Source organism: Bacillus sp. FSL L8-0152 (assembly GCF_038006365.1).
In the GTDB taxonomy this organism is placed as follows: Bacteria; Bacillota; Bacilli; order Bacillales; family Bacillaceae_G; genus Bacillus_A; species Bacillus_A cereus.
On the sequence record NZ_JBBOVB010000001.1, the window covers coordinates 4,843,953 to 4,867,540 of the forward strand.

The following is a 23,588-nucleotide window of genomic DNA, read 5'->3' on the forward strand; positions in this document are numbered from 1 at the left end:
GGTTTTCTGCTTATTAACTTAATCTAATAATAGTTAGAGTAGCCCCTGGCGTTGCCGTAGATAATGTAGCCAATGCAACTAATCCGAATAATTGTAAGCTGACTGCAGCTCCAGCAGGCAAGTTAGCAATTATTGTTGCACTAAATGAACCAGTAGCCACTGCCGGGGAATTTATCGTTCCCGCAAGCGGACTGCCATTTACAGTTATACGAGAACTTACAAGTAATCCTGCCGTTAAATTAATTGTATAGGCTATATAATAGTTTCCTGCATTCGCAACTGTAAATACAGTATTCCCACCACTAACGGTTATTCCTGGTCCAATATTTTGATTGTTTGGTAACGGAATATTCGTGCCACCTAACAAAACAGAAATAACACTTCCTGATGTATTATTCGCAAACGCATACGTTGCAGTTGTACTAACTCCGGTCGCTCCGGTCGCTCCTGTGGCTCCGGTTGCTCCAGCTCCGGTTGGACCAGTTGGACCTTGGATTCCTTGTGAACCGGTTGGACCTGTATCTCCAGTTGGACCTTGTGAACCCGTTGCTCCAGTTGCCCCCGCTGGACCTTGGATTCCTTGCGGGCCTTGAATTCCTTGTGGACCTGTCGATCCGGTTGCTCCGGTTGCTCCCGTTGGGCCTTGTATCCCTTGAACTCCTTGGGGACCTTGTGCTCCCGTTGCCCCTGTGTCCCCTGTCGGACCTTGTGGGCCTTGCAATCCTTGCACACCTTGTGGACCGGTTGGACCTATCTCTCCTTGTACCCCTTGGATTCCAGTTGGGCCTTGTGGGCCTGTCGGACCTTGAATTCCTTGAATACCTTGAATACCCTGTGGACCTTGTGCTCCAGTGGCTCCGGTTGCTCCTTGAATCCCTTGGGGACCTTGTAACCCTTGAATTCCTTGGGGACCAGTTGGACCTATGTCGCCTTGCGGGCCTTGGATTCCCTGTGGGCCTTGATCTCCTGTCGCACCAGTTACTCCTTGTATCCCTTGCGGACCTTGTATCCCTTGCGGACCAGTTGGACCAATATCTCCCTGCACACCTTGGATTCCTTGCGGACCTTGCAAACCCGTCACTCCGGTTGCTCCCGTTTCTCCTGTCGCTCCTGTCACTCCAGTTGAGCCTGTCGCCCCAGTATCTCCTGTTACTCCTGTCGCACCTGTTGCTCCTGTCGGGCCAGGTGGTCCACCAGATGGACCAGTTACTCCCGCCGGACCTGATGGCCCCGTTGGGCCGGTCGGTCCTGCTGGTCCTCCAGATGGGCCTGTTACCCCTGTTGGACCGGTTACTCCTGTTGGGCCTGTAGTGCCTTCCCCTGTCGCACCTGTTGCTCCTGTATCTCCTGTTGCCCCCGTCGGACCTTGGATTCCTTGAATTCCCTGTGGACCTTGCACTCCTTGTGCGCCCGTCGCTCCTTGAATTCCTTGTACTCCTTGCACACCTTGGGGACCCATCGGACCTGTTGGACCAATCTCCCCTTGAGCACCTTGCACTCCTTGGGGACCCTCTGGACCCGTTGCTCCTATTTCCCCTTGTATCCCTTGAATTCCAGTTGCTCCTTGTACTCCAGTTGCTCCCGTTATCCCTTGCACACCTTGTGTTCCCTGTATTCCTTGTGGACCTTGTGGGCCTGTTGTTCCTACCGGTCCTTGAATACCTTGTATCCCCTGAGGACCCTCTGGACCCGTTGCTCCAACTGGCCCTGGCACACCTTGGATTCCTTGCGGGCCCTGAAGTCCCTCTGGGCCTTCTGGACCTGTTGGTCCTATATCACCCATCGGACCTTGTATCCCTTGAACTCCCTGTGGTCCCGTTGCTCCTGATGGCCCTGGTACTCCTTGTATTCCTTGTGGACCTTGATCTCCTGTTGCTCCTGTGACCCCTTGAGGCCCTATAGCCCCCTGTATACCTTGTGGACCTTGATCCCCTGTTGCTCCCGTTACCCCTTGAATACCCTGAACTCCTTGGATTCCTTGTTCACCAGTTACTCCCGTCGGACCAGGAATACCTTGAATACCCTGTGGACCTTCTGGACCTGTTGGTCCAATTGGCCCTTGAATTCCTTGGATTCCTTGCAAGCCCTGTGCTCCTGTACTTCCAGTCGGACCTGTAGTTCCCGTTGCTCCTGTTACCCCTGTACTTCCTGTAGCCCCAGTATCACCCGTTGCTCCAGTCGCACCTGTACTTCCACTCGGTCCGCCACCCGGTCCTGTCGCACCAGTTGGTCCCGTTGGACCAGGAGGTCCTCCAGATGGTCCAGTTATCCCTGTTGGGCCTGTTATTCCAGTCGGACCTGTTAGCCCCTGACCCGTTGCTCCGGTTGCACCTGTATTTCCACTCGGTCCTTGTGCTCCTTGTATCCCTTGTGCTCCTTGTATTCCTTGTGGACCAGTTGCACCCGGTAACCCTTGGACACCTTGAATTCCTTGAGGTCCCTCAGGTCCTGTCGCTCCAATTGGCCCCTGTAATCCCTGTATCCCTTGTATACCTTGTGCCCCAGTCGCTCCCGTTGGACCAATCGGACCTTGAAACCCTTGCACACCTTGAGGTCCTGTCGCTCCAGTTTCTCCTTGTGGTCCTCTCAATCCTTGTGCTCCCTGCTGTCCTTCTGGTCCAGTTGCACCTATTGGCCCAACTGGTCCTTGTATCCCTTGCACACCTTGAGGTCCTGTTGGGCCCATCTCCCCCATCGGACCTTGGAACCCTCTCGGTCCTTGAGGACCAGTTGGGCCCGGTGGACCGGTTGGACCAGTAATCCCTATACCTGTAAATCCAGTTGGAACAGGAGGGAAAGTAGGCCCAATAAGTTCGGGTGGAATTCTAAAATTAGAGCTTAACGAATTTTGCTTCCCATTATTATCACGATTCTTCACACTTTCACCACCTACAAACCGTCTTTTTCATAATAAATAAACCTCTTCTTAATCTATTTACAAAAATAATTTCCAAGACTATTTTTATTTTAAATAATAAAAACTCCCTTAATTCCTTAAGGGAGTCCTGCAATTGAATCCATATTATCTGTATTAGGGACAGCTTGCGCTATACCCGATGCATTTACACTTTGCCCCATATTTGCTCCTGTTACAGTACCAGCAGGAGTACCTCTCGTATATGTTGTTGTGACAGAATCTCCTGGTTGTAAACAAAGCTTTGTCTCCGTCCCTATTACTGTAACAACATCAATCCAAGTACATCCCATCGAACCACTATATGATTTCGAAGCAGTAAATGAAGTATCACTCAAATTATCACCGGTAAATATATTTCCAGTATTATTAACAATAACAAATTCTTTTATATGCGCAGGCATAATTACACTCTACCTTTCCTTTATGAACCTAACGTACGTGTACTTGTTGCCAAAGGCGGAAGAAATACCGATGTTCTAATCACCGCTTCTGGCTGCCTTTTTCCATTTAAAAAAATAGCCGCACTCGATCCTCCAGCACCTGCATATACTTTTGCCACAGCTAAAGGCGAGATATCATAACAGTCACCGACATTAACAGCGCCTGTATTATTAATAATTTTCACTTTACGCAAATTAATTCCCATTTCCCCCTCCTCCTTTTTTATACTGTATGCAAAAGAAAAAAACTTGAAACAGACTCGTTTCAAGTTTTTAACTATTAACTATTTCGTTTCACCTTCATATTGAAGCATACCGCCAACCATATTCACTGTTTTAAACCCTTGCTCATTTAAATAATGACATACATTTTCACTGCGCATTCCCGAACGACAAATAAAGATATATTCATTCTCTTTATTAAAGAAATCTACTTTATGTGGGATATCGCCCATTTTAATATGTACAGCTTCTGGAATCTTCCCTGCCGCTACTTCTTCATCTTCTCTTACGTCTACTAGAAATAACGTTTCTCCATTTTCTAAACGCTCTTGTACCTCTTCTGTAGTAATTGTTTTAACTTCTGTCATATGTAGTTCCTCCTTATATACAATAAAACCTTTAGTTTCTTTTCCACAAACATTCTCTACCAATTTTAGCACGCAAAAGAAAGAACGCAAAGAATCGAAAAACTATTTCTCAATTTTCTCTAAAAATTTATTCTTTACAAACATAACTAGCACATTGTATCCTCAATATACTTGTTTTATGAAAGGAGTCGATTAAAATGACGCTTTTTCTTTTCATTATGGGCATTGTGTTCTTACTCGCTGCAATTATTGCTCTTAGTATGAAAAATAATAGAAAAATAAACTCCCCACAAGAAATGTCATTCTTATTTCTATTGCTTAGCATAGCGTTTTTCGGTATAGCAATCGCTACATATATTTTCCGTCTACAAATTATGTAAAAAAAGGTGCCTACTACAAACATTGCACCTTTTCCCCATCATTTGTCTTTTACACAAAACTAGATACTTTCCGATTCAAAAATTCATAAACCTTTTTTTCAAATAAATGAATATCAAATGCTCCTGCCATATGCCCATTTATACTTTCAATCTCATACACTTCCGCATATTTTCCTTGTTTTTGCAAAATATCTACCATTTTATAATTATAACGAGACGGCTGAAGCAAATCTTGTTTACACGGAATCATAAGTACATTCGCTTCTATGTTAGAAAGAGATTCTTCTAGTGAAGAAAACCCATGTGCAATATCATGCAATAAAACTGCCTTCGCAGTATACATCCATGAATTTGCATCTACTAACTCTATACTTCTATATGTCGCTTTATTTATCTCTTTTTCAAATGATGTTAATGTAGAAAACTTTTTATAAGGTTCTATCTCTATACTATTACGAGGAAATGCCATTTCATAAAAATGCTCATCAAACGCGTTCATAAACATCATTCTATTTGCTAAATGAAGCCCTTTTATCGGCTGCTCTTCTCCGTATTTTCCATCTTTCCAACTTGGATCCAGTTGAATTGCCTCAATCGCATTTTGTGCTACGTTTACAGACGTAATAATTGGATTTTGTGGGTTCGTAATAACGCCAATCATCCGCTCTACCATATGTGGATAGTGAACCGCCCATTGTTGTGCAATCATTCCCCCCGCCGACGGTCCGATTACAGCGTGTAACCTTGAAATTCCCATACCTTTTATTAACTCATATTGCATACGAGCTACATCAAGAAATGTAAAAACCGGAAAATCCATAGCATATTCTTCTCCAGTTTCTGGATTAATCGATTTCGGTCCTGTTGTAATCACATATGGATTCCTCGCCTGCACATTACAAAGATTATCCGTACATATAACAAAATACTTATTTGTATCAATTGCTTTCCCAGGTCCAATGAGCCCATCCCACCAACCAGACTCCTCATCATGCACTGTATATTTTCCTGCCGCATGACTTGTTGCACTAAAATAATGACAAACCAAAATCACATTTGACCTTTCTCTATTCAACGTACCATATGTCTCGTATCCCATTTGAACAGGAATTTCCCTGCCATTTTCAAACGTAAACTCTTTTAAAACAAACTTCTCCTTTTTTACAATTTGCACAGACTCTCCCTCTCCCCGTTATAGTATGAACTGCTTACTAAAGATTTTTTTCTATGCAAACTAATCTCCTTCTTCTTTTCATAAATAAATGAATAATATACAAAATTAGCCACAAAATAGCACTATATTACAAGATTAAAGAGGGCGTACATATGATTTGGAATTGGTTACGTAAGAAAAAAAAATCAAATACACCAGAAGCAAACGAAACAGATAACTGGGAGCAGCATTCTAACAATCAAGAGGATGATAACAAAGAACAGACTAGAAGTATGAAACATAATAAAGGTAAAAATAACGAGCAAAAAGATTCTTCTCAGGATAAGCAACAAAGTGCTAAACAGGAGGACTCGTCTCAAGATAAACAACAAAGCGCTAAACAAGAGGATTCCTCTCAAGGTAAGCAACAAAGTGCTAAACAAGAGGATTCCTCTCAAGATAAACAACAAAGTGCTAAACAAGAGGATTCCTCTCAAGGTAAGCAACAAAGTGCTAAACAAGAGGATTCCTCTCAAGATAAACAACAAAGTGCTAAACAAGAGGATTCCTCTCAAGGTAAGCAACAAAGTGCTAAACAAGATGAACCTTCTCAAGAACAACAGCAACATTCTAAGCAAGACAACTCAGAGCAAAATCAACAACACTCTAAGCAAGACAACTCGGAGCAAGGGCAACAGCAACATTCTAAGCAAAACGACTCCGAGCAGGATCAACAACAAAGTGCTAAACAAGACAAATCTTCTCAAGGACAACAGCAGCAAAACTCTAAAGGTAATAGTATTTATGACTTTACAAAACCAGAAAAAGATCGTATTCATTCTTTACAAAATTTAATAGAGAAGCTGAAAAAGTCTAGTGATTTTGTAAATTATCATACATCCGACGATGAAACGATGCCTTATTGGATTTCTTACTATCGACCTTCACTTGATGGAGAAAAATTACAAAAGTATTTAATGCCCACTCTTTTAGAACGACCTAACGCATCACTAGAAGAGCTGAAGGAACATATCCCGATGAGCGGCATTACAATTACGAACGACTTACAAAAAATTGAGGATATGGTTTTAAAGGGGCATGCGATTATTCAATTGAATCAGCAAGATCAAAAATGTATGCTTGCAAACATTGCAATTGATAATTATCGTGCACCAACCCCTCCTTTAAACGAATCAACTGTTATTGGTCCGCAAGAAGGTTTTGTAGAGGATATTGATACAAACATTAATTTAGTTCGAAAACGTCTTCCTGTTTTGGATTTACAAACAAAAGAAATGATTATCGGTGAGTTTTCCAAAACAAAAGTTGTCATGATGTATTTAGACAACCTCGCTGAAAAAGATAATGTAGATTTTCTAGAAGAATCATTACGCGCTCTTGAGTATGATCAAATTAATGATAGTGCTTATATACAAGAATTGATGGGTGAAAAATCGATCTTCCCTCTCTATATTAATACAGAACGCACTGATAGAGTTACAAAAGCACTAATTGATGGAAAAATCGCTATTTTCGTTGATGGTTCTCCAAGTGTTTTACTAACACCTGTATCCTATTTCGATTTTTTCATTTCACCAGAAGACTATAACGTCTCCTGGATGTACGCTACATTTTCAAGGATTTTAAGATTAATTGCCGTTCTATTTTCAATTTGCGCTACACCATTATACGTTGCAGTTTTAAATTATCATTATGAACTTATTCCAAGTGATTTACTTGAAACTTTGATTTTATCAAGGGCACAAGTACCATTCCCACCTTTAATTGAAGCGCTCTTTTTAGAACTTGCAATTGATTTATTAAGAGAAGCCGGCGCAAGGTTACCGATGAAAGTTGGGCAAACACTCGGTATTGTAGGCGGTATCGTAATCGGGCAAGCATCTGTACAAGCTGGGTTAACGAGTAACATTTTATTAATTATCGTTGCACTATCGGCACTCGCTTCCTTTATTACACCTATTTATAAAATGGGTAACGCTGTTCGATTATTACGCTTCCCGTTTCTAGCATTCGCAGAAATAGGAGGGCTTTTCGGTATCTCCCTTGGATTTATCTTTTTATTCACCCATCTATTTCGACTTACTTCCTTACGTAAACCGTACGCTTTGTTTTATCCGACAAGACAACAATCCGTTAAAGACTCTTGGATTCGTTTCCCATTAACAATGATCGATACAAGAGATGTGCAAGCAAGACCACAACATGTAAAAAAAGCTGCGAAAGGAATTTCGACAAAACATAGATCAGACTTTGATGATTAAGAAATGAGGTGCATTGATGAGTAAAGTTCAAGAAAAATATCAAATATCTCCTATCTTTGTTTTCTTCTTAATTCACGGTGCACAGTTTGGAGCTGGCGTTCTCGGATTTGCTCGAATCACCGCAAAGGCCGCTGGATATGACGGCTGGATGGGCGTTCTAATCACAGGACTCTGTATCCAAATTCTTATATGGATGATGTATTTTTTATTAAAAGAAACAAACGGGAATTTAATTGATTTACAACGACAAACCTTTGGAAAGTGGATAGGGAACGTCTTTAATATCATCTTTGCAACTTATTTTTTAATCGTCAGTATTTCGGTTATTCGAACATATGTTGAAATTATTCAAGTATGGATGTTCCCAACTGCCTCCACCTTTATGTTAACACTCTTTTTGTGCCTAGTTAGCTATTACATCATTTCTTCTGGTTTTCGTGTCATTACAGGTATTTGCGTCATCTCTGTTGGTGGTACACTAGGGTATTTATTTCTAAGCTTATTCGTTTTGAAATACTCACATTGGGAGAATTTATTACCCATCTTCACACATTCTTTTTCAGATATTTTAAAATCCGCTCAACTGTCAATCTACAGTATGACTGGTTTTGAGATTTACCTTATGGTTTATCCATTTGTGAAAAACCCTAAACAATCTCATAAATTTGCTCAATATGGGGCACTATTTTCAAACCTTCTATATTTATTTAGCACCCTTCTAGCCTTTTCGTTTTTTAGTGAAAAACAATTATTAAAAACGATATGGGCCCAACTTTCTATGACCCAAGTTATTCAATTACCATTCATAGAAAGGCTAGAATATATCGCAATTTCAGCTTATGCCCTCGTTATTATTACAAGTTTTATTCTACCTTTATGGGCAGCAGCGAGAGCAACGCACGAAATATTCAGTGTAAAACAAAGAGATGTTTTAATCGCTTTTATGTTTATCACTCTCATTGTTTCACAACTTTTAACAAACAGACACGATATTAATAATTTTATTAGTAATGCATCAAAAGGAAGCTTTTGGCTCATTTATGTATACATCCCAATTCTATTTATTATTGTGTGGGTGAAAAGAAAATGGAAAAAATCAAAAATAAATTAATACTTATCTCTTGTATAACACTCTTTAGTCTAACTGGATGTTTACAAAAAAATATTATCGATGACGTACACCTTATCCAAGGAACTGTCTTCGATGTAGCAAAAGATAATAAAATAAAGGTAACATTTGTTTGTCCTATTCAGCAAAAAGGGAACAAAGTTCAAGTTTTTGAAGGAACAGCAAATGCGGTAAAACAAGTAAAAGCCGACACATCTTTAGAGTCTTCTCAACCATTTGCTAGCGGGCAAATGCGGGTTGCTCTATTTACCACCCGAATTGCTAAGAAAGGAATGGTTGCTTCCTTCGATACATTAATTCGTGATGTAAACATCGGAAATGCCTTATATGTTGCTTTACTTGAAGGTAATGGTACTGAGCTTTTAAAAGGAAAGTACACGACTTCATCCAACGTTGCAATTTATATAAAAAAAATGCTAGAACATAATATGGAGACCGGTCCTTTACCAACAGATAATCTGCATGTAGGAGCATTCCGTTATTATCAAGAAGGGCAAGACTACTATATTCCAATTTTAAAGAAACATGGTGATAAAATAAAAATCACGGGAATTGGTCTTTTTAAAAAGGATAAATACGTTGGTAAAATCGCGGAAAAAGATATGTTTATATTCAAAGGACTTTTAGAAAAACATAAGTTAGATTCACATGAATTTAAAGCAGATCCTGGGTACGTAATGATTAATAATATTCGTTCTTTTCCAACATACGATATAAAAATAAAAAATGGTAAGCCTTTCTTTTCCATTCATGTTAAACTTGTGGCTCGTATTCAAGAAGTATCGAAACAGATTAACTTAGAGAATGCTAAGAACACAAAAAAGATTGAGAAGGTTGTTCAAAAACAATTGGAGACACAAGGTAAGAAATTAATTAAGCAGTTTAAATCTTTAGATGTCGACCCTCTCGGGCTAGGAGCTAAATATAAGCAACATTATCGCCCATTCAAATTAGAAGAGTGGAAAAAAATGTACAAAGATGTTCCCGTTACTATAAAATACACCGTAGACATTACAAATTCTGGTGTAATTGAATGAGAAATGATTGAACTCCTCTCTCCAGCATGATACAACGGAGAGAGGAGTTTTTTATTATCAAATAGAGAGAGAAGATATTTATGGGGGAGCTTATGTCTAAAAAATTAGTAAAGCCTATTTTAAATGGTATTTTATTTCTCGGCGTCTTTTTATTTGCTCATACATACTTAAAAAATGTTTCCTTCACACGTTACTTGCTTGTCGTTATACCAATGTTACTCGTCGGTATTTTTGGCATCGATCTTATTTCATCGCTTTTAATAAAAAAAGAAGAATAACGAGCGAACATCTTATTTCGATAAGATGTTCTTTTCATTTCATAATCACCTTATGTTACAATAAACTTCGGCATAACGTAAGAAAGGATGAAACAACATGACAAACGAAAAAGGTTTAGATAAAGGATACGAACTTGTTGCGAAAATGCATGAAGTATTCGGACATCCTGTGACAAATACTCCAACAAAATTAACAGAAGAGCGTGCAAAAATCCGTGCAAGTTTTATGCAGGAAGAACTAGAAGAATTTCTAGAGGCAACGACTGTTGAAGATCAATACGATGCACTGATTGACCTTATTTACTTTGCATTCGGAACGTTTGCAGAAATGGGCGTACGTCCAGATAAAGGATTCGAAATTGTAAACAACGCCAACATGGCAAAACTATTCCCTGATGGGAAGCCTCGATTCCGTGAAGGCGACGGTAAGATTCTAAAGCCAGAAGGCTGGCAAGCACCGGAACCACAACTTCGTGCTGAAATTGAACGTCAGCGTCAAGAAGCTGAAAAAAACTGCTAGGATTTCCTAGCAGTTTTTTATTATGGCTTTTTTTCTGCCAATCATTAATGACCCACGTGCCCTGCGTGTCCTGCTGCTCCACTAATACTAGCTGCTCCTGCTGCTGCCCCTGCTCCTCCTGCTCCAATTCCACCTGTCCAAGGAGAAGATTGTTGCTGTTGTTGATATTGTTGATGCTGTTGGTGCTGTTGACCTTGGTAACCATGTTGGCCTTGGTGACCGTGGTGGCCATGTTGACCTTGATGACCTTGATGACCATGTTGACCGTGGTGACCTTGATGACCTTGATGACCATGTTGACCGTGGTGACCTTGATGACCTTGATGACCTTGATGACCATGTTGACCTTGATGACCATGTTGACCTTGATGACCATGTTGACCATGTTGACCGTGGTGGCCTTGGTGAGTTTGATAAAGAACAGCTTGCGGATGAATGTGGTGGTGACCTTGATGATGTACTTGTTGTTGGTGATGACCATGATGGCCTTGGTGACCTTGATGGTGATGATGACCATGATGGCCTTGGTGATCTTGATGGTGATGATGACCGTGGTGGCCATGTTGGCCTTGATGGTGATGATGACCATGATGGCCTTGGTGGCCTTGGTGGTGGTGATGTACATGATGACCGTGGTGGCCTTGGTGATGGTGATGTACATGATGACCGTGAACACCCTGTGGATAACCACCTACTCCTCCTGCCACTACACCTACTCCCGGTACAGGGAACCCTGTCTGCACTCCTCCAACGAAAGAAGGAAATGTAGTTGGTCCCCCTACTGGAATTCCTGTCTGTACGCCAGCTACTGATGTTGGAAATCCTCCTGTTACTGTAGGCATTCCAGCCCCTGATGTCGAAAATCCTCCCATTAATGTAGGCATTCCAGTTTGCATGCCAGCTACCGATGTTGGAAATCCTCCTGCTGCTCCACCCATCCAACTCGGAATTCCACCGTATCCTTGTTGGCCAGCTCCTCCCATTAACATCATTTGTTCATAACTATCCGAACCACCTCCGAAAAAGCCATGTGGTGCATTATTGTCCATCCCTTTCATTCCTTTCACCTCTTCTGCTCAATTTTACCTACCTTTTTTATCATATTTTCTAGTGAAGAATAGGTGTTTGTCTTTATAAGAATTCCTCAACAAACAAATTAAAGGAAAAGATGCAAAACACCTTTAAAGTAAACTTCTTTATAAATTAAAAACTTATATAAAAGTGATCCAAAGATTATTTTTTACACAAAAAAGCTCAGAGTATAAATACTCTGAGCTTTTATTTAGAATACATTAGTTTGCAACAACGTTAACAAGTTTTCCAGGAACAACAATTACTTTACGAACTGTTTTCCCTTCAATTTGGTCTTGAATTGCTTCAAGTGCAAGTTGTTCCATTTCTTCTTTTGATGCGTCTTTACTCATTGTTAGTTTTGCGCGAACTTTACCCATAACTTGAACAACGATTTCAACTTCATCTTCTACAAGTTTAGACTCATCAAATGTTGGCCAGCTTGCATATGTGATTGTTTCATTGTATCCAAGTTTGCTCCATAGCTCTTCCCCGATATGAGGTGCAACTGGTGCAATCATTTTTACGAAACCTTCTACATATTCTCTTGGAAGTGTTTCAGCTTTGTATGCATCGTTGATGAATACCATCATTTGAGAAATCGCTGTGTTGAAGCGAAGCTCTGCATAGTCTTCTGTTACTTTCTTCACTGTTTGATGGTAAGCTTTTTCAAGCTCTTTATTTGGTGCGTCAGTAATTTTCTCACTTAATTCACCGTTATCTTGAACGAATAGACGCCATACGCGGTCTAGGAAACGACGAGCTCCGTCAAGACCATTTTCAGACCAAGCAATTGAAGCATCTAATGGTCCCATGAACATTTCGTATAGACGAAGTGTATCTGCACCGTGGCTTGCTACGATATCATCAGGGTTTACAACGTTACCTTTTGATTTACTCATTTTCTCGTTGTTTTCACCTAGAATCATACCTTGGTTGAATAATTGTTGGAACGGTTCTTTCGTTGGAACTACACCGATATCGTATAATACTTTATGCCAGAAACGAGCATATAGTAAGTGAAGTACAGCGTGCTCTGCACCACCGATATAAATATCAACTGGAAGCCATTGTTTTACTTTTTCAGGATCTACAAGTGCTTCGCTATTGTTTGGATCGATGTAACGTAGGTAATACCAACAGCTACCAGCCCATTGCGGCATTGTATTTGTTTCACGACGACCTTTTTTACCAGTCTCAGGATCAACAACATTTACCCACTCGTCAATGTTAGCAAGTGGTGATTCACCTGTACCTGAAGGACGGATGTTTTCTGTTTTCGGAAGAACTAATGGTAATTCCTCTTCTTTCACAGCTGTCATTGTACCATCTTCCCAGTGAATTACTGGAATTGGCTCACCCCAGTAACGTTGACGGCTGAATAACCAGTCACGTAGACGGTACGTTACTTTTTGATTTCCTGCGCTCGTTGCTTCAAGCCATTCAATCATTTTTGCGATTGCTTCTTCTTTATTTAATCCATCAAGGAATGCTGAGTTTACGTGTGCACCATCACCTGTGTACACTTCTTTCGTAATATCTCCGCCTTTTACAACTTCCTTCATTGGAAGATTAAATACTGATGCGAATTCATAATCACGCTCATCGTGAGCTGGAACTGCCATTACAGCACCTGTTCCGTAAGTTGCAAGAACATAGTCAGCAATCCAGATTGGTAATTTCTCACCGTTTACTGGGTTAACTGCGTAAGCACCAGTGAATACACCAGTTTTTTCTTTCGCAAGTTCTGTACGCTCTAGGTCACTCTTCATTTTTACAGCGTTAATGTAAGCTTCTACCGCTTCTTTTTGTTCTGCTGTTGTAATTTCTGCAACAAGTGCATGTTCCGGAGCAAGTACACAATATGTTGCACCAAATAGTGTATCAGGACGCGTTGTGAAAACTGTGAACTTCTCATCTGTACCGTCGATGTTGAAGTGTACTTCTGCACCTTCAGAACGACCGATCCAGTTACGTTGCATATCTTTTAAACTTTCAGGCCAATCAAGCTCATCTAGATCTTCTAATAGACGATCTCCGTAAGCTGTAATTTTTAACATCCACTGTCTCATCGGACGACGCTCAACTGGATGTCCACCACGCTCACTCTTACCGTCAATGATTTCTTCGTTTGCAAGTACTGTACCAAGTGCTGGACACCAGTTTACAGGTACTTCATCAACGTAAGCTAAGCCTTTTTCAAATAGTTTTAAGAAGATCCATTGTGTCCACTTATAGTAGTTTGGATCTGTTGTATTTACTTCACGGTCCCAATCGTAAGAGAAACCTAATGATTTAATTTGATTACGGAATGTATTAATATTATGCTCTGTAAATTCTGCTGGGCTGTTTCCAGTATCAAGTGCATATTGCTCTGCTGGAAGACCAAATGCATCCCATCCCATTGGATGAAGAACGTTATACCCTTGCATACGCTTCATACGAGATAAAATATCTGTCGCTGTATAACCTTCTGGATGTCCTACGTGTAAGCCTGCACCTGATGGATATGGGAACATATCTAGTGCATAAAATTTTGGTTTTTCTGTCTCATCTGGCGTACGGAATGTTTTATTCTCTTCCCAGTACCCTTGCCACTTCTTCTCAATTTCTTGATGATTAAAGCTCATGAGATACCCTCCTTGAAATTCTGTTTATTTTCACCGCCCAAAATACAAAAAACCTCTCATCCCTAGAAAGGGACGAGAGGTTATAGATTCCCGCGGTACCACCCTAAATTAATGTAAAAATATACATTCGCTTAGATCCGTAACGTGGATTAACGGCAATTGCTACTATTAGTTTCACAACTGCAACTCAAAGGCGAGTTCATAACGAAACGTGGATTGACTTGCACCGACCGTCAACTCTCTAAACCAGCTTCTATTACTACTACTCCTTCTCACTGTTATTACACATATAAGTTAAGTGAACTATCCTTCACCTAGTATCTCTTAAGAGCTTACTTAAAGCGAGGACTTCTCGGTTAATCGTTACTCTTAATAACTAACGAATTCATCTTAAGACAGCCGAGCTATCTCCCTTGTTCTAAAGGTTGTTTTATTTAAATATATTCTAAAACATGTGAACATGTTCCGTCAAACTAAACTGCAATTTTTTCTTCAACTGTTTCTTCTACTTTTACTCGTTTATCATAAATACTCGTTGCTATAAGCGCTACTACAAGCATTACCATGATTGCTATAAACAATACTTCCATATTGTATAAATCCACAATTGCTCCGCCAACGACCGGCCCGAACATTTTCCCTACAGTCGCCGCACTATTTACGACCCCTTGATAAAACCCTAATTTATCTTTTGGTGCAAGTATATTTGCAATCGTTGGAACCGCAGGCCATACAAATAACTCACCAATTGTTAATGTTACCATCGCAATGAGGAACATCGTAAATTGCTGCGCTTGACTTAACACAATGAATGACGCCGCAAAAATGAAAATTCCAATCATAATTTGTTGCTTTAAAGAACGCTTCATCCAGCGAATTAACATACTAACTAACGGCTGCGCACAAACGATCATCGCTCCGTTTATCGTCCATAATAAACTATAGTGGCGAAGGCTAATATTCAATTCTTGCATATGTGTTGCAATCGCTCCTTGCCACTGTACGTATGTAACCCAGCATAAAGCATATGCTACACATACGATAAGAAGTGCTTTGAATCCAGGTGTAAGTGACCAACCTTTTTTCGTCTCGACTTCTTTTTGCACTCCTGGCTCTTTCTTGTCTTCCATACCACGGAATCCAATAAAAGCAATTAAGAAGAAAACAAAGTATAAAATAAAGTTCGCTAAGAAAATATAATCAAAACGATATGAAGCAACTAAACCACCGCACGCTGTTCCAATCGCAATACCAACGTTTTGTCCAACGTACATCGCATTAAACGCTCGTCTTCCGCCCTCTGGCCAAACCGTACCAACCATCGCGTACATCGATGGGAAGACCATCCCAGAACCGAAGCCGATTAACGCTAGCCACACAACATATAACGGCCAACCGTGGAAGAACACAAGACCTAAAATCGATACAAGTGTAATGACAATCCCTACTAAAATTGATTTATAACCGCCCCATTTATCAAATAAAACACCGCCGAGCAAGTTTCCGATTACACCAGTAAGCGAGTTGATCATTAATACCATTCCGGCCACAGATAAAGATTTGCCTAGGTGATCATGCAAATAAATTGTATTAAAAGGCCATAAAAAAGAAGCACCCGTGACATTAATAATCATCCCAGCTACTAATAGCCATACTTTCCTTGGCATAGTTTCCCCTCCTATTCTATTTTTTTCGTTCATATATATAACAGTAAAATTGTAGTCGTTTTTAAATAGGAAGGCAACTGATTAATAGTTGATGAAATTCAGATAATGGTTCGACGGCAAATGAAATTATATTTATCCCTGCTTGAAAATATATCAGCGATTTTGGAAATATATCGACCGTAACTCAAAATATATCAGCGATTTTTCAATTATATCGACCACAACTTGAAATATATCAGCGATTATTAAAATATATCAACTTACCGACAAAAAACGACAACAGTAACAATATATAAAAGGGTAGACTGCATGAAATTTTCATGCAGTCTACCCTTATTTATACTATCCAACTTCTTTTTCTCGCTTCGCACTTTCTTTAGCGCTCCATTTAAATATTTTATCTAATAAGGAATATATTCTCCCAGATTCTTTCGTTAACAAAGGTCCTAACGATGCTAATATTAAAACATACAAAGCTGAGAATGGTTTAATCGTTGCCATTAAGCCGCCCGCAATTCCAATATTCGCGACGATAATGGAAAATTCTCCGCGTGATACAAGTGTTAAACCGATATTCGTAGAAGCCTTATGCGATAACCCAGCTTTACGCCCCGCTACCATTCCAGCAGTAAAATTACCGATAAGAGTAATGAAAACTGCTCCTAATGCCAACCACACTGCTCCCCCAAGCGAAAATGGGTCTATACTTAAACCGAAGCTGAAAAAGAATATAGCTCCAAAGAAATCACGAAACGGAACGACAAGCTGTTCAATTCGATCACTATGCTCTGTTTCAGAAAAGACGAGCCCCAATAATAATGCTCCAATTGCCTCCGCGACATGAATCGTTTCTGAAAATCCTGCTACAAAGAATAAAATAGCGAATATTACGATAATGAAAATTTCATTGGACGAAATATCTAACATTTTATTTAAGAATCGTGTAGCTTTTCTAGCAACTACAAAGAATAGTAGCATATACCCTACTGCGATTAAAATAGATGTAAGAGCACCTACAAATGACGTTGCCCCTCCGAGTACTAATCCTGAAACGACTGATAAATATACTGCTAAAAAGATATCATCAAACATAATGATTCCTAAAATTAGCTCCGTCTCTTTATTACCAGATCTTCTTAAATCAACAATTACTTTCGCAACAATTGCACTCGATGAAATTGTTATGATCCCAGCAATAATTAATGTTTCTAATAAGGGGAAACCCATTATATATCCGTAAAGTAAACCTAATATAAAATTAAGCGATATATGAACAGTTCCCCCAAAAGCAATTGATTTTCCTGATTTAATTAATTTTTTAATTGAGAATTCTAAGCCTAAATAGAATAAGAGGAATATAACGCCAACACGGCCAAGGAAGGAAATAACTTCTCCGCTTTCAATAAATCTTAAATCGATAAGCCCTAAATCTGGGGCATGTGGTCCCACTAGCATACCGAGTATAATGAGAAACGGAATAATCGAGAACTTTAACTTTGCAGCGAGAATAGCTGCAAAAGCGACTAATACTAACGCAGTTCCAACTTCAAAGATTAAAGTATCCATCGATTATGAATCCCCTCCTACTGAAAGCAACTCATTAATAATTCTTTTTACTTCATGTCTTTCGCCTGATAATACGAGCATATCGCCAGCTTCAATGATAGAATCTGGGCCTGGATTAAAGAACTTCTTCATATTCTTTTTCAAAATGGCAATAATCGTTACGTTATATGTGTTTCGAACATGTAAACTACCAATTGTTTTTTGTACAACTGGTGCATTATTTTCCACCTTAAACCACTCAATTGATAATCCCTCAAAAGCCATTTCAATCGTATCTAAAGCTTGTGGCCTATATACCATTCCGCCCAATATAGCTGCAATTTGTCTCGCTTCAGAATCACGAAGAGAGACACTTGAAATACTCTCTTCATGATCAGCATCAAAATGGTACATTTCTCTTCGGCCATCATCATGAATAACGATAACCATCTTTTCATTACCTTTTGTAATCACTTCAAACTTACATCCAATACCCGGCAGTTCACTCTCTCTAATATTCATATTTTCCGCCTCCTAATTTTTTTAGTTACGGCTTTTATAAATCGACATCAATCTCCGTTTTAAAGGTCTCATCCTTTGAGATACCTAAATACTTTAGCGTCTCTGATGGAGTCGCGTGATGAAAATGTTTTTGCAATAGCGCAATCGCTATCCCTCTTTTGTACGCATGAAATCCGAACGTTTTTCGCATTGAATTCGTTCCGATTTTACCAACAACTCCAACTGCTTCTGCAGCATTATGAATTACACGATACGCTTGTTGGCGCGTAATTGAATTTGGCGTTTTATTAGATTGAAATACGTAATTTTCTCTTTTAACGCCAATAGATTGTACGTAATCTAAAAGCGCTTCTTTTACTTTTGTATTTAAATAAATATCTTGTTTAAATTTTTCATCTTTCACAGGAAGAGTATAAAACTCTTTAACAGTCCCGTCTTCATTTAATACATCTTCAAATTTCATACTAAGTAGTTCTGTAATTTTTAATCCTGTGTTAATTCCAATAACAAATAAAAGATAATCTCGCTGGGAGTGCTCTTTTAAATATTTTTTCATAGCCTCAATTTGGTTTATATCTTTTAATGCCTCTACAACTTCCATACATGTATTCTCCTCATCTTATGAACGGTAATTTTCTCATCATGTTGTCCATTTTACCTTATCATGCTATGGGATTTCCATGTTTTATCCATTATTTTCACAATATACTTCTGTGGTCTCGGCAATTTTTAATGTGGAAACTTATGATTGTACAAATACGGTGTGGTTAGAAAAAAGTATGGGGATAAAAGGTTGAGCTTCTTTCTATAGATTGGATTCCTCCTTTCCTTATCCAGCTGCTTCTACTTTTATATTACGTTACTTATTTACATTATATTATACATTTCAGTAACATTAAAGTGTTTTTTCTGAAAATAATAAAAACCGAGCGATTTCGCTCGGTTTTTTATTAATCTTCTTTTGGAAGAACAATTCCTTTATACAATTGAACTGTAATAAGGTAATAAATCGTGTAAATAACTACGAAAATTACGATTGGTACCCAAATACGGAAGTACGGATCGACTAAAATAAATCCGAAAATATTCATACCAACTAATACGTGAGCGATACCCACAATTGCTGGGAATAAGAATACTAAGAATAACTCTTTATAAATTGATTTCGTTAATAATTCACGGCGTACACCGATTTTACGAAGCATTTGATAACGCGTAATATCTTTTGATGCACCAGAAAGAATTTTGAACATAAGACAGCTTGCCATCATTGCTAAGAAAGCAATTCCAAGGAAGAAGCCCATAAACACTGTTCCGCTCGCAAGACCGTAGAACATGTCATACACTTGATATTTACTACTCATTTGCTCAGCTTTTATATTTTTATATTTAGCTAGCTGCAACTCGTCAAGTTTTTTCCATTCTTTTGTGTGTGCTACGAAATCGCCTGTTTTTCCAGTAAATACGATTCCTTCTTTACCATTTACAGTATCGTACATTTTTTGATCTACAATTTTAATGGCACGATCTTGGTATATATAATATGGTTGGATTGTTCTAAATGCCTCATCCCATTCTTCAGGCATTGCTTTTTCATTTTGAGTTTGTTCTGAGCTCACTCCTGCTACTGTACCTACTGGAGCCTCTCCTGAAATTTCTTTATATTTACCGAAATTCTCTTTACCTACACCATTTCGAATAAATGGCTTATGTTTCTCTAAATCTTCTTTTACATAATAAATATATTTGTCGTCTACTTTATAACGATACTCAGCTTTACTTTTAAATGATATGCCCTCTAAAATTTTCTTCTCTTCAGCTGTAGGATTATGAATAACTGAATCATAAATTTCAAATCCATCAACCGTTTTTATAACGTTATTTTTAAACGCCATACCACCTGAAATTGCACCAGCTCCAAGAGCAACTAACATTGCTACCGTAGCAAGCACTTTCGTTAAGCTATTAATACGGAAATTTAATTGTGCAAATGTAAAAGCATTAAGTCCTTTTTCACTACGCTTTTTATTACTTTTTAACTTTTTAATAATGACTGGAAGGAGTGATCCAAATAGCATGTAAGTACCAGCTGTTGTTGTAACTAATGCAATAAGGATTCCCATCTCTCTTAGTTTTTCCATGTAAATCATTGATGCATAGCCAATCCCTAATAAAATAACCGCTAGGAATGCAACTAAACCTGTCATTTTTCCTTTTACTGCAACACGCTCTGTTTGCGCATCTGCATGTACAAGTTGCAGTACAGAAATACGTGATAATTTAATACTGTTCATAATTGCTGATAATATAAATAGCGCAAAGAAGAAGATGCAAGTAACAGTCATAGATGGCAGATAGAATGCTTTATAGCCTTCACCAGCAAATTCTAATTGTTTCATTAATAACTGTCCTATACCTTCTGCAAGTCCTACCCCAACCACAAGTCCAATCGCAAGAGAAGCAGCACCTAATACAATCGTTTCAATAAACATAAGTAATGTAACTTTATGTTTTTTCGCTCCTAACATCATATACATACCAAACTCTTTTTGACGAAGAGATAATAAGAAAGAGTTCGCATATAAAATATAGAAGAACGTTATGATAGCTAATAAAAATGAACCTGCTTGGAATACGAATCCAATTGATTGAATAACTGAGTTGGATTCAATAAACGCTTTATTCAACGCTAACGTTTGAAACATATAAAAAATTGAGATAGACATGACAAGACCGACAAGTAAGACGATATAATCTTTCAGCTTACTTTTTAGCCCTGACATGGAAAGTTTGAATAACATGCTCTAGAACCTCCTTTCTTACGCTTTTTGTGTACCTAAGTCCGCAAGCACATCTAAAATTTCTTTATAAAACTCTTCACGTGTACCGTCGCGGTGAATTTCTTTATATAGCTCACCATCTTGAATGAATAAAATACGCTGACAGTAACTTGCACTATACGGATCATGTGTAACCATCATAATAGATACGCCTTGATCTTTATTTAAGTTTGTCATCGCATCAAGTAAACTCGTTGCATTTTTAGAATCAAGCGCTCCTGTTGGCTCGTCCCCTAAAATAATTGCAGGTTCATGCACTAACGCACGTGCTGCTGCTGAACGTTGTTTCTGTCCACCAGATACTTCAGATGGATACTTTTGAAGAATTTCTGTAATCCCTAACATATCCGCTACTTTTTCTACTTTCGGTCCAATATTACGTGACGCGACACCTTGAAGAGATAATGGAAGTGCGATGTTTTCATAAATAGATAAGTTCTCTAATAAGTTAAAGTCTTGGAAAATGAATCCTAATTTTTGTGAACGGAAATCAGAAAGTTCACCTTGCTTCATTTTCGTAATATCCGTACCCGCAATTTCAACAACGCCGCCCGTTGCTTTATCAAGTGTTGAAATTACGTTTAATAATGTCGTTTTACCAGAACCAGATGGTCCCATAATCCCTACAAACTCACCCTCTTGAATTGAGAATGAAACACCTTTTAACGCATGTGATTGGTTCTCACCTTTTTTACCGTACACTTTTTGGACGTTTTTCACGTCTACAACTGGTTTCGTCATATATATCCTCCTACGCTTGTTTTTCCATTACCTATTTTGCGCTTTTTAGAGGCGAACTGCTATTTGTTAACATTACATTTACCTTACACTTTTGTAATATAAAAAAGATAAGTGTGTAAGGTTCGTTGATAAATGAAATTTTATTAGCGATTTCTCAAATATATCGGCGATTCGCGAAGGAATATCAACTTTCCGAAAAAGATGAAAATAAAAATAGGCTGTTCCACAAAAGGAACAGCCTACTTCTCTCTTTATTTCTTTAAAGGTGTTACCGTCCAGTACGTAATAACACGCCAAATCCATTCTAATGGACCCATTTTAAAAATTTTCATCCAAATCACACTAAACACAATTTGAATTGCATAAATTGCAATACACACATATAACGTCTGCATGTACGTTAAGTTTTCTGCAAAGTTAAATACACTTCCTGCGATTAAAATCATTGCAGTTTGTCCAATATAATTCGTTAAAGCCATGCGGCCATAATATTTCAGTGGTGCTAACAATGTTTGAACTAGTTTTAATTGAAGTAATAAAATTAATGCTCCTACATAGAAAGCTGAAATAATTGGTCCAACTGTAATGCCAATTTTTAAGAATTGACCTGCAGCGTCCACTGTTCCATCCTCATTCATGAGCATCATATTTACAAATGGTTCGGCAGGAACGTGTCCATATTGATACCATAACGCGACAACACTTAAAACAAACATAATTCCTGTAAAAATAGCGACTTGTTTAATTTTTGCTGAAAGATTTTCAAATACTTTATACTGCCCCGCAGCAAGACCTAATAAAATTAACCCTAATGGTAATAATTCCTTAGCTGCCATAATACTAAAAGCTACCGTAAGAATAAGACCAATTACTACATTCACTTCTTTTTTCGCTTTATAAAACGGTAAAACGATTAACCCACAAATTGCGTATAACGCTAGTGCTTCTCCAGGCTGAAACATTTGATGAATTAAACCAAAAATAAATAATGCTACTAAGCGACGTAAAAATAAAACATAGCCATTTTTCCCTTTCGCAATCGCTCTTGAAATAAAGATATAGAATCCCACTCCAAATAAGAATGAGAAGATTGAGAAGAAACGACCTTCTACAAATAAGTATAAAAATCTTTGATAGCTAGCATCCACTGTATTAGGATCTGGAATTTTAATGTTAAGTAATGCGAGAATATTTACTAAAATAATTCCCAGTAGTGCAAAGCCACGAATGTAATCTAACTCATCAATTCGCTTGTTTGTAATATTGTTCCCCATAAAGCAACTCCTTGTATAAAATTTAATCCTTCCTTACTCTACTGGAGAAAGCTGCTCACAACTATCGACAAACCTTACATAAATCTTACATTATTGTCATATAGCAAAATAAAACCAGGTCATATTTCGACCTGGTTTACTCTGATTGTTTTGATTTTTGAGGTTGTCCTTTTTTACTATTACGCTGTTTTACTTGAACAATCGGATCAAGTTCATTCGAAAACTCAGCGTTATGTCCATTTTGTGTTTTTTGCTCTGGGTTATTTTGATCTGAACGTTTCGCCATTACATTCACTCCTTATTAGTGCGGTGTAATAATCATTTGATGTTGCAATTGGCGAATTGCCATACGTGCTCTATTTAATTGCTCACGTTGCTCATCATTCGCATGTTGTTGCATCGTTTGTAAATCGTTATACGCTTGTTCTAATTGTAACTGCGCATCCGAATACTCCATCGTATTATAATGCTCTTGTCTCATACCTTGGTCTAATTGTTCTTTCGCATATTCCACCGCTTGTTCCGCTTGTGTAATATACGATTCAAGTGATTGACGCTCTGCCATAATTGTC

22 protein-coding genes and 1 other annotated feature are annotated in these 23,588 nt (G+C 38.6%); of the genes, 6 read left to right on the forward strand and 16 right to left on the reverse strand.

Annotation, left to right across the window (positions count from 1 at the left end; translation table 11 throughout):
• Positions 1-13: 13 nt before the first annotated feature.
• The 4 genes from MHH27_RS24590 to MHH27_RS24605 all read right to left on the reverse strand — a co-directional run bounded on the left by MHH27_RS24590 (position 14) and on the right by MHH27_RS24605 (position 3,947).
• Positions 14-2,878 carry a BclA-related collagen-like exosporium protein gene (locus MHH27_RS24590; RefSeq protein WP_098250713.1) on the reverse strand — a complete coding sequence of 955 codons (2,865 nt, stop codon included), beginning with the start codon at positions 2,876-2,878 and terminating at the stop codon, positions 14-16.
• 116 nt (positions 2,879-2,994) lie between these two features.
• Positions 2,995-3,318, reverse strand: coding sequence for a hypothetical protein (locus tag MHH27_RS24595; protein WP_001110849.1), 324 nt, complete (start codon positions 3,316-3,318; stop codon positions 2,995-2,997).
• A gap of 20 nt (positions 3,319-3,338) precedes the next feature.
• Positions 3,339-3,563 (reverse strand): spore germination protein, encoded by a 225-nt coding sequence (locus MHH27_RS24600; protein WP_000512463.1) that lies wholly within the window; start codon positions 3,561-3,563, stop codon positions 3,339-3,341.
• A 78-nt stretch (positions 3,564-3,641) separates the two neighbouring features.
• Positions 3,642-3,947 carry a rhodanese-like domain-containing protein gene (locus MHH27_RS24605; RefSeq protein ID WP_000141207.1) on the reverse strand — a complete coding sequence of 102 codons (306 nt, stop codon included), beginning with the start codon at positions 3,945-3,947 and terminating at the stop codon, positions 3,642-3,644.
• A gap of 197 nt (positions 3,948-4,144) precedes the next feature.
• On the opposite strand from MHH27_RS24605, the gene MHH27_RS24610 reads away from it, so the two are divergent.
• The gene (locus MHH27_RS24610) at positions 4,145-4,327 is read left to right on the forward strand and encodes a hypothetical protein (protein WP_000171889.1); all 183 of its coding nucleotides are present in this window, start codon (positions 4,145-4,147) and stop codon (positions 4,325-4,327) included.
• Positions 4,328-4,376: 49 nt separating this feature from the next.
• Here MHH27_RS24610 and MHH27_RS24615 read toward each other — a convergent pair whose 3' ends face one another.
• Positions 4,377-5,501: an alpha/beta fold hydrolase gene (locus tag MHH27_RS24615; RefSeq protein ID WP_001167624.1), complete on the reverse strand. Its 1,125-nt coding sequence runs from the start codon at positions 5,499-5,501 to the stop codon at positions 4,377-4,379.
• A 152-nt stretch (positions 5,502-5,653) separates the two neighbouring features.
• Here MHH27_RS24615 and MHH27_RS24620 point away from each other — a divergent pair, with 152 nt between their 5' ends.
• From MHH27_RS24620 to MHH27_RS24640, 5 genes are all read left to right on the forward strand, one after another.
• Positions 5,654-7,762 carry a spore germination protein gene (locus MHH27_RS24620; protein WP_340944423.1) on the forward strand — a complete coding sequence of 703 codons (2,109 nt, stop codon included), beginning with the start codon at positions 5,654-5,656 and terminating at the stop codon, positions 7,760-7,762.
• 16 nt (positions 7,763-7,778) lie between these two features.
• Positions 7,779-8,873, forward strand: coding sequence for a spore germination protein (locus MHH27_RS24625; protein ID WP_340944425.1), 1,095 nt, complete (start codon positions 7,779-7,781; stop codon positions 8,871-8,873).
• The gene (locus MHH27_RS24630; RefSeq protein WP_097822730.1) at positions 8,849-9,928 is read left to right on the forward strand and encodes a Ger(x)C family spore germination protein; all 1,080 of its coding nucleotides are present in this window, start codon (positions 8,849-8,851) and stop codon (positions 9,926-9,928) included. The genes MHH27_RS24625 and MHH27_RS24630 overlap by 25 nt, the downstream gene beginning before the upstream one ends.
• Before the next feature lie 92 nt (positions 9,929-10,020).
• Positions 10,021-10,206 (forward strand): hypothetical protein, encoded by a 186-nt coding sequence (locus MHH27_RS24635; protein ID WP_000038781.1) that lies wholly within the window; start codon positions 10,021-10,023, stop codon positions 10,204-10,206.
• Positions 10,207-10,303: 97 nt separating this feature from the next.
• Positions 10,304-10,726, forward strand: a complete 423-nt coding sequence (locus MHH27_RS24640; RefSeq protein WP_000180554.1) for a hypothetical protein — start codon at positions 10,304-10,306, stop codon at positions 10,724-10,726.
• A gap of 44 nt (positions 10,727-10,770) precedes the next feature.
• Here MHH27_RS24640 and MHH27_RS24645 read toward each other — a convergent pair whose 3' ends face one another.
• The 11 genes from MHH27_RS24645 to MHH27_RS24695 all read right to left on the reverse strand — a co-directional run bounded on the left by MHH27_RS24645 (position 10,771) and on the right by MHH27_RS24695 (position 23,581).
• Positions 10,771-11,784 carry a hypothetical protein gene (locus MHH27_RS24645; RefSeq protein ID WP_340944428.1) on the reverse strand — a complete coding sequence of 338 codons (1,014 nt, stop codon included), beginning with the start codon at positions 11,782-11,784 and terminating at the stop codon, positions 10,771-10,773.
• Positions 11,785-12,018: 234 nt separating this feature from the next.
• Entirely contained in the window at positions 12,019-14,427 is a 2,409-nt protein-coding gene (gene leuS, locus MHH27_RS24650) for a leucine--tRNA ligase (protein ID WP_000009461.1), read from the reverse strand.
• Between the two features lie 65 nt (positions 14,428-14,492).
• Positions 14,493-14,712, reverse strand: a binding site (T-box leader).
• 188 nt (positions 14,713-14,900) lie between these two features.
• Complete coding sequence (locus MHH27_RS24655) at positions 14,901-16,094, reverse strand: MDR family MFS transporter (RefSeq protein WP_029443455.1); 1,194 nt, start codon at positions 16,092-16,094, stop codon at positions 14,901-14,903.
• A 342-nt stretch (positions 16,095-16,436) separates the two neighbouring features.
• Positions 16,437-17,660, reverse strand: coding sequence for a cation:proton antiporter (locus tag MHH27_RS24660; protein ID WP_000380176.1), 1,224 nt, complete (start codon positions 17,658-17,660; stop codon positions 16,437-16,439).
• Positions 17,661-17,663: 3 nt separating this feature from the next.
• Positions 17,664-18,161 carry a cation:proton antiporter regulatory subunit gene (locus tag MHH27_RS24665; RefSeq protein ID WP_001026053.1) on the reverse strand — a complete coding sequence of 166 codons (498 nt, stop codon included), beginning with the start codon at positions 18,159-18,161 and terminating at the stop codon, positions 17,664-17,666.
• A 34-nt stretch (positions 18,162-18,195) separates the two neighbouring features.
• Positions 18,196-18,762: a tyrosine-type recombinase/integrase gene (locus MHH27_RS24670; RefSeq protein ID WP_078994649.1), complete on the reverse strand. Its 567-nt coding sequence runs from the start codon at positions 18,760-18,762 to the stop codon at positions 18,196-18,198.
• 349 nt (positions 18,763-19,111) lie between these two features.
• Positions 19,112-20,962, reverse strand: coding sequence for an FtsX-like permease family protein (locus tag MHH27_RS24675; protein ID WP_075716904.1), 1,851 nt, complete (start codon positions 20,960-20,962; stop codon positions 19,112-19,114).
• 18 nt (positions 20,963-20,980) lie between these two features.
• Entirely contained in the window at positions 20,981-21,742 is a 762-nt protein-coding gene (locus tag MHH27_RS24680) for an ABC transporter ATP-binding protein (RefSeq protein ID WP_000165835.1), read from the reverse strand.
• Between the two features lie 251 nt (positions 21,743-21,993).
• Complete coding sequence (locus MHH27_RS24685; RefSeq protein WP_340944435.1) at positions 21,994-23,016, reverse strand: DUF418 domain-containing protein; 1,023 nt, start codon at positions 23,014-23,016, stop codon at positions 21,994-21,996.
• Between the two features lie 136 nt (positions 23,017-23,152).
• Positions 23,153-23,302: a hypothetical protein gene (locus MHH27_RS24690; RefSeq protein WP_001129340.1), complete on the reverse strand. Its 150-nt coding sequence runs from the start codon at positions 23,300-23,302 to the stop codon at positions 23,153-23,155.
• A gap of 15 nt (positions 23,303-23,317) precedes the next feature.
• Positions 23,318-23,581, reverse strand: a complete 264-nt coding sequence (locus tag MHH27_RS24695; protein WP_000840869.1) for a YtzC family protein — start codon at positions 23,579-23,581, stop codon at positions 23,318-23,320.
• Between the last annotated feature and the right edge of the window lie 7 nt (positions 23,582-23,588).

Bases quoted from the DNA above. Each gene is read 5' to 3' on its own strand.
- MHH27_RS24640 (WP_000180554.1), top strand. From the start codon at position 10,304: ATGACAAACGAAAAAGGTTTAGATAAAGGATACGAACTTGTTGCGAAA.
- MHH27_RS24610 (WP_000171889.1), top strand. From the start codon at position 4,145: ATGACGCTTTTTCTTTTCATTATGGGCATTGTGTTCTTACTCGCTGCA.
- MHH27_RS24635 (WP_000038781.1), top strand. From the start codon at position 10,021: ATGTCTAAAAAATTAGTAAAGCCTATTTTAAATGGTATTTTATTTCTC.
- MHH27_RS24695 (WP_000840869.1), bottom strand. From the start codon at position 23,581: ATGGCAGAGCGTCAATCACTTGAATCGTATATTACACAAGCGGAACAA.
- MHH27_RS24645 (WP_340944428.1), bottom strand. From the start codon at position 11,784: ATGAAAGGGATGGACAATAATGCACCACATGGCTTTTTCGGAGGTGGT.
- MHH27_RS24680 (WP_000165835.1), bottom strand. From the start codon at position 21,742: ATGACGAAACCAGTTGTAGACGTGAAAAACGTCCAAAAAGTGTACGGT.
- MHH27_RS24620 (WP_340944423.1), top strand. From the start codon at position 5,654: ATGATTTGGAATTGGTTACGTAAGAAAAAAAAATCAAATACACCAGAA.
- MHH27_RS24605 (WP_000141207.1), bottom strand. From the start codon at position 3,947: ATGACAGAAGTTAAAACAATTACTACAGAAGAGGTACAAGAGCGTTTA.
- MHH27_RS24655 (WP_029443455.1), bottom strand. From the start codon at position 16,094: ATGCCAAGGAAAGTATGGCTATTAGTAGCTGGGATGATTATTAATGTC.
- MHH27_RS24665 (WP_001026053.1), bottom strand. From the start codon at position 18,161: ATGAATATTAGAGAGAGTGAACTGCCGGGTATTGGATGTAAGTTTGAA.
- MHH27_RS24630 (WP_097822730.1), top strand. From the start codon at position 8,849: ATGGAAAAAATCAAAAATAAATTAATACTTATCTCTTGTATAACACTC.
- MHH27_RS24660 (WP_000380176.1), bottom strand. From the start codon at position 17,660: ATGGATACTTTAATCTTTGAAGTTGGAACTGCGTTAGTATTAGTCGCT.
- leuS (WP_000009461.1), bottom strand. From the start codon at position 14,427: ATGAGCTTTAATCATCAAGAAATTGAGAAGAAGTGGCAAGGGTACTGG.
- MHH27_RS24670 (WP_078994649.1), bottom strand. From the start codon at position 18,762: ATGGAAGTTGTAGAGGCATTAAAAGATATAAACCAAATTGAGGCTATG.
- MHH27_RS24685 (WP_340944435.1), bottom strand. From the start codon at position 23,016: ATGGGGAACAATATTACAAACAAGCGAATTGATGAGTTAGATTACATT.
- MHH27_RS24600 (WP_000512463.1), bottom strand. From the start codon at position 3,563: ATGGGAATTAATTTGCGTAAAGTGAAAATTATTAATAATACAGGCGCT.
- MHH27_RS24690 (WP_001129340.1), bottom strand. From the start codon at position 23,302: ATGGCGAAACGTTCAGATCAAAATAACCCAGAGCAAAAAACACAAAAT.
- MHH27_RS24675 (WP_075716904.1), bottom strand. From the start codon at position 20,962: ATGTTATTCAAACTTTCCATGTCAGGGCTAAAAAGTAAGCTGAAAGAT.
- MHH27_RS24625 (WP_340944425.1), top strand. From the start codon at position 7,779: ATGAGTAAAGTTCAAGAAAAATATCAAATATCTCCTATCTTTGTTTTC.
- MHH27_RS24595 (WP_001110849.1), bottom strand. From the start codon at position 3,318: ATGCCTGCGCATATAAAAGAATTTGTTATTGTTAATAATACTGGAAAT.